Here is a 5,743-nt window from a genome sequence, read left to right as displayed (position 1 = left end):
GTCATCGGCCGCGACGAGGAGATCCGCCGCACCATCCAGGTCCTGGCCCGCCGCACCAAGAACAACCCCGTCCTGATCGGCGAGCCCGGCGTCGGCAAGACCGCCATCGTCGAGGGCCTGGCCCTGCGCATCGTCAACGGCGACGTGCCCGAAAGCCTCAAGGACAAGAAGGTGCTGGCGCTGGACATGGGCGCCCTGATCGCCGGGGCCAAATACCGCGGCGAGTTCGAAGAACGCCTCAAGGCCGTGCTGAACGAGGTGGCGGCCGCCGAGGGCGGCATCGTCCTCTTCATCGACGAGATGCACACCCTGGTCGGCGCCGGCAAGGGCGACGGGGCCATGGACGCCTCCAACCTGCTGAAGCCCGCCCTGGCGCGCGGCGAGTTGCACTGCGTCGGCGCCACCACGCTGGATGAGTACCGCAAGCACGTTGAGAAGGACGCGGCCCTGGCCCGTCGCTTCCAGCCGGTCTTCGTCGCCGAACCCACCGTCGAGGACACGGTGTCGATCCTGCGCGGCCTGAAGGAGAAGTACGAGGTCCACCACGGGGTGCGCATCAGCGACAGCGCCATCGTCGCCGCCGCCACCTTGTCGAACCGCTACATCACCGACCGCTTCCTGCCGGACAAGGCCATCGACCTGATCGACGAAGCCGCCAGCCGCGTGCGCATGGCCGTCGATTCCAAGCCCGAGGCGCTGGACGAGATCGACCGCCGTCTGGTCCAGCTCAAGATCGAGCGCGAGGCTCTGAAGAAGGAGAGCGACAGCGCCTCGCAGCAGCGTCTCGAGAAGCTGGAGGACGAGATCGCCGATCTCGAGGCCCAGTCGGACGAGATGACCGCCCGCTGGAAGTCGGAGAAGGCCAAGGTGGGCCAGGGCGCCCAGCTGCGCGAGACCCTGGACCGCTTGCGCGCCGAACTGGCCGCCGCCCAACGGGCCGGTGATCTGGGCCGCGCCTCGGAGATCGCCTACGGCCAGATTCCGCAACTGGAGCGCCAGCTGGCCGAGGCCGAAGCCGCCGAGAAGCCGGCCGAGGGCCCGCTCACGCCGGAAGTCGTCGACGCCGAGCAGATCGCCGCGGTGGTCAGCCGCTGGACCGGCGTGCCCGTCGACAAGATGCTGGAAGGCGAGCGCGAGAAGCTGCTCAAGATGGAAGAAGAGCTGGGCCGCCGCGTGGTCGGCCAGGACGAGGCCCTGGCCGCCGTCTCCGACGCCGTGCGCCGCGCCCGCGCCGGTCTGAACGACCCCAACAGGCCGCTGGGCAGCTTCCTCTTCCTCGGCCCCACGGGCGTGGGCAAGACCGAGCTGACCAAGGCCCTGGCCGGCTATCTGTTCGACGACGACAACGCCATCACGCGCATCGACATGAGCGAATACATGGAGAAGCACAGCGTCTCGCGTCTCATCGGCGCCCCTCCGGGCTATGTCGGCTATGACGAGGGCGGCGCCCTGACCGAGGCCGTGCGCCGCCGCCCCTATCAGGTCATCCTGTTCGACGAGGTCGAGAAGGCCCACCCCGACGTCTTCAACGTGCTTCTGCAGGTGCTGGACGACGGCCGCCTGACCGACGGTCAGGGCCGCACCATCGACTTCAAGAACACCCTGATCATCATGACCTCCAACCTGGGCAGCCAGTATCTGGCCGACCAACCCGAGGGCGAGGACATCGAGGCCGTGCGTCCCCTGGTCATGGAACAGGTCCGCGCCCACTTCCGGCCCGAGTTCCTGAACCGCATCGACGAGATCATCCTGTTCCACCGCCTCGGCCGCGAACAGATGGGCGGCATTGTCCGCATCCAGCTGGCGCGTCTCGAAAAGCTGATGGCCGACCGTCGCCTGACCCTGGCCGTGGACGACAGCGCCCTGACCTGGCTCGCCGACAAGGGCTACGATCCCGTCTACGGCGCCCGCCCCCTGAAGCGCGTCATCCAGAAGGAACTGGTCGACCCCATGGCCAAGAAACTCCTCGCCGGCGAGATCGAGGACGGGTCCGTGGTGGCGGTGTCAGCGGGCGCGGACGGGCTGGAGATCGGCAAGGCGCGGATGCATTGAGCCAGCGAACCTTGCTGTCATGATCAGGGAAAGGGGCTGCGATATCGCGGTCCCTTTTTCTTTCGTCATTGCGGCCTCTTCCTTCTCCCCTTGAGGGAGAAGGTGGGCGCCGGAGGCGCTCGGATGAGGGGTGTCAGCGCCAGCTCTTCAGGGAGAAGAACAGCGGCGCCTGGGCGATCAAGCGGCGCCGCCGTCACTCCTCATCCGTCATGCTCCGCACGACACCTTCTCCCAGAAAGAGAGAAGGAAGAGCGCGCTCAGGTCGCGAAGGTCCGCGACCTGAGCATAGCGCCCTTAGATGTGAATGGCGTGGCCCAGTGCGCGCAAGGACGCCTCGTGGAAGGCCTCGCCGAGGGTCGGGTGGACGTGGATGATTCCGGCCACGTCTTCCAAAACGGCGCCCATTTCCAGCATCTGGGCGAAGCTGTTGGACATCTCCGAGACGTGCTGGCCGACGGCCTGGACGCCCAGGAGGCGGTGGTCGGTCTTGGAGGCGATGACGCGGACGAAGCCGCCGTCCTCGCCGGCCTCGATGGCCAGGGCGCGGCCGATGGCGGCGAAGGGGAAGACGGCCTGGATCACGTCGTCACGGCCCTTGACGTCGTCGACGCCGAGGCCCGCCGAGACGATTTCCGGCTCGGTGAAGCAGACGGCGGCGATGGCAGCGGGATCGAACACGCGGTCATGGCCCGCGATGATCTCGGCCACGACCTCGCCCTGGGCCGAGCCCTTGTGCGCCAGCATGGGTTCGCCGGTCAGGTCGCCGACGGCCCAGACGTTCTTCATCGAGGTGGCGCAGCGGTTGTCGATCTTCACGAAGGGGCCGTCCATGGCGACGCCCATGGTCTCGAGGCCCCAGCCCTTGGTGCGCGGACGACGGCCGACCGTGACCAGCACCTTGGCGGCGTCCAGCTGCATCGGGGCGCCGTCCTTGTCGGTGACGTTCAGCTTGCCGTCGTCGAAACCGCCGGCGCGGGCGCCGAGGAACAGCTCGACGCCGTGCTTCTCGAGCCACTTGGCGACCGGGTCGGTCAGGGCCTTGTCGTAAAGGGGCAGCAGGCGGTCGGCCATCTCGACGATGGCGACTTCTGCACCGAGTTTGCGGAAGGCGATGCCCAGTTCCAGGCCGATATAGCCGCCGCCGACGACGACCAGCTTCTTGGGCACCTCGGACAGGTTCAGGGCCTCGGTCGAGGAGATGACGTCGCCGCCGAACGGCAGGAAGGGCAACTCGACCGGTTCGGACCCCGTGGCCAGGATGACGTGTTCGGCGGTGATGACGATGGGGCCGTCGGCGGTCTCGACGCGGCAGGTCTTGGCGTCCGAGAACTCGGCCCAGCCCTTGATGACCTTGACCTTGGCCTTCTTCAGCAGGGCGGCGACGCCGGCGTTCAGCTTCCTGACGATGCCGTCCTTCCATTCGACCGTCTTGGACAGGTCGATGGCCGGGGCCGAGGCGGTGATGCCGAGCGTGCCGTCGCCGGCGGCTTTCAGCACCGTCTCATACTTGCCCGCGGCGTGGATGATGGCCTTGGACGGAATGCAGCCGACGTTCAGGCAGGTCCCGCCCAGGCCGTCGCCGCCGTCCACCAGCACGGTGTCCAGGCCGAGTTGGCCGCAACGGATGCCCGCGACATAGCCGCCGGTGCCGGCGCCGATGATCAGGACTTTGGTCTTGAGGGTCTGCATGGCGATTCCGGGGCAGTTATGGTTGTGTAACGTTGATCAATAGGAGGGTGTGATGAAGGTCAAACGTCTAGCGACGCTCGCCGTCATGCTGGTGCTCGCGACCTTGGCGAGTTGCGCGCATCAGCCGGAGCCTGCTGCAAGCGATGTGCCCGGCTTCTTCGTCGCACTCTTCCATGGCTTTTCAGCGCCAGTCACCTTGTTGCTTGGTTGGCTTTGGGAAGGGCGTATCTATGCGTTTCCCAATAGCGGATGGTTCTACGACCTCGGCTTTATGATCGGTCTTTCGGTCTGGGGAGGGGGAGCGGCCGCCTCAAGGTGATGGCGACACGCTCCTGATCCGCCTCAGTTCATCCAGAGCGTGGCCGGGTGCTCCAGCAACCCCTTGATGCGCTGCACGAAGACCGCCGCGTCGTGGCCGTCGACGATGCGGTGATCGAAGCTGGAGCTGAGGTTCATCATCTTGCGTACGACCATCTGGCCGTCCTTGACCACCACGCGTTCGGCGATCTTGTTCGGACCGACGATGGCGACCTCGGGGTGGTTGATGATGGGCGTGTGCACCACGCCGCCCAGCGTCCCCAGCGAGGTGATGGTGATGGTCGAGCCGCTGAGTTCCTCGCGCTTGGCCGAGCCGTCCTTGGCCGCGCCCGAGACGCGAGCGATTTCCAGGGCGGTGGCGTAGGGGTCCAGCGCCTCGGCGTGGCGGACGACCGGGACCATCAGGCCGTTCGGCGTCTGGGCGGCGATGCCCAGGTGGACGGGCGCGTGCGTCGTCAGCACCCCGGCCTCGTCGTCATAGTGGCTGTTGATGGTCGGTTGGTCGCGCAGGGCGACGACGATGGCGCGGGCGATGAAGGGCAGGACGTTCAGCTTGGGCTGGTCCTTGGCCTTGGTGGCGTTCAGGTGGGCGCGCAGCTCCTCCACCGCCGTCATGTCGATTTCCTCGACATAGGTGATGTGCGGGATGCGACGCACGCTCTCGGCCATCTTCTCCGCGATCTTGCGGCGCAGGCCGATGATCTTGACCTCGGTGGCGCCTTCGGCGCGGGCGTAGGTCGAGGCGGCCGATCCGCTGGCGGCGGCGGGCAGGGAGCCGCCGCGCGCGACATAGGCGTCGAGGTCGGCGTGTTCGATGCGGCCGGCGGGGCCGCTGCCCGGCACGAAGACCAGGTCGACGCCCAGATCGCGGGCGCGGTTGCGCACGGCGGGCGAGGCCAGGGCGCGCTCGCCCGGCTGGCGGCCGGTCAGGGCCGGGACGGGTTTGGCGTCAGCCTTGGGCGCGGCGACCGGAGCGGGCTTGGCGACCGGAGCCGGCGCGGCCTTCTCGGCCTTGGCGACGGGGGTTGCGGCAGCCGGAGCGGCGGCGACATTGCCCGCGCCCTCGACCTTGAAGCTGACCAAGGGGCCGCCGACGGCGATCTGCTGGCCGGCCTCGCCGTGCAGGGCGACGACCACGCCGTTGATCGGGCTGGTGATCTCGACGGTGGCCTTGTCGGTCATGATGTCGGCGAGGATCTGATCCTCCTCGACGGCGTCGCCGACCTTGACGTGCCAGCCGACCAGTTCGGCTTCGGCGGTGCCTTCGCCCACGTCAGGCAGCTTGAAGACGTAGTTGGCGCCGGCAGCGGCCATTGCGCCGGATTGGGCGCTGACCGGGGCGGCCTCGACCTTCGGCGCTTCGACAGCGACCGGGGCGGGCTCGGATTTGACGGCTACAGGAGCAGGCGTCGGCTCGGCGTCGGACGCATTGCCCGCGCCCTCGACCTCGAACTCGACCAGCGGGCCGCGCACCGGCACCATCTCGCCGGCCTGGCCGTGGATGGCGAGAACCTTGCCGCTGACCGGGGCGGTGATTTCGACGGTGGCCTTGTCGGTCATGACGTCGGCGACGATCTGGTCTTCCTCGACCATGTCGCCGACCGCGACGTGCCAGGCGACCAGTTCGGCCTCGGCGGTGCCTTCGCCCACGTCGGGCAGCTTGAAGACGAAACGACCCATATCA

The 5,743-nt window shown here is 67.9% G+C and carries 4 protein-coding genes; 2 read left to right on the top strand and 2 right to left on the bottom strand.

Annotation, left to right across the window (positions count from 1 at the left end; translation table 11 throughout):
• Window positions 1–2,052: ATP-dependent chaperone ClpB (gene clpB, locus VGE49_RS02835; protein WP_331033071.1), on the top strand; the 2,052-nt coding region annotated here is incomplete at its 5' end.
• 294 nt (window positions 2,053–2,346) lie between these two features.
• Here clpB and lpdA read toward each other — a convergent pair.
• The gene (gene lpdA, locus VGE49_RS02830) at window positions 2,347–3,741 is read right to left on the bottom strand and encodes a dihydrolipoyl dehydrogenase (RefSeq protein WP_331033070.1); all 1,395 of its coding nucleotides are present in this window, start codon (window positions 3,739–3,741) and stop codon (window positions 2,347–2,349) included.
• 52 nt (window positions 3,742–3,793) lie between these two features.
• On the opposite strand from lpdA, the gene VGE49_RS02825 reads away from it, so the two are divergent.
• On the top strand, window positions 3,794–4,060 hold the full coding sequence (locus VGE49_RS02825) for a hypothetical protein (protein WP_331033069.1): 267 nt from the start codon (window positions 3,794–3,796) through the stop codon (window positions 4,058–4,060).
• Window positions 4,061–4,083: 23 nt separating this feature from the next.
• Here the strand turns inward: VGE49_RS02825 and VGE49_RS02820 are convergent, their stop codons facing one another.
• A complete protein-coding gene (locus tag VGE49_RS02820) occupies window positions 4,084–5,739 on the bottom strand; it encodes a 2-oxo acid dehydrogenase subunit E2 (RefSeq protein ID WP_414643591.1) in 1,656 nt (551 codons plus the stop codon).
• Window positions 5,740–5,743 lie beyond the last annotated feature (4 nt).

The sequence above is a fragment of the Brevundimonas sp. genome, assembly GCF_036405315.1.
In the GTDB taxonomy this organism is placed as follows: domain Bacteria; phylum Pseudomonadota; class Alphaproteobacteria; order Caulobacterales; family Caulobacteraceae; genus Brevundimonas.
Note: the sequence above shows the minus strand (reverse complement) of the source record. Positions and strands in the feature narration are given on the sequence as shown.